At 43.4% G+C, this 519-nt stretch carries 1 protein-coding gene; it reads right to left on the bottom strand.

The window, feature by feature from the left end:
- Positions 1-519 (bottom strand): histidine kinase dimerization/phospho-acceptor domain-containing protein (locus ACS8FD_RS24520; protein WP_439277760.1); only part of this gene is annotated, 519 nt, incomplete at both ends.

Raw genomic sequence — 519 nt, forward strand, 5'->3', positions numbered from 1 at the left:
CAAGTTCCAAGCTCTATGGTCTGTTTGTTAGAGCGCTGCTGACGTGATAGTTTTAACACATCTTCAATAATACGATTAACACGTTTGGTTTGTGCAAATATCATCTTATACAGCTCATTATTACCACTAGTATTCATAGCAGTTTGACTGTGGCTCTCGTCTGCGTCAGCCACATCGTTCATATCTTCCAATAACAACTGACTGGCTTGTGAGATAGCAGCAAGTGGATTGCGAATTTCATGAGCAATGCTGGCTGTGAGCTGCCCTAAAGAGGCCAGCTTTAATTGTTGGGCATTGGCTTGTTCGCGGCGCAAATCTTCAAGCAATATCAATTGACTGCCATCTTCTAGCGGGATTACTTGTACACGCAGTTTGTTGGTAATAGACGCAGTGGCCGCTTCAGGCAATTCGTAAACAAAGTTCCTTGACTGATTAGTAGGGACAGATAAGCAACTGTTGAGTAGCGCTCTATGCTGATGGGCCAAGGCCTGTTGAAAAGCATATAATGGATTATGATGA

The organism is Psychrobacter sp. 1U2 (assembly GCF_051847575.1).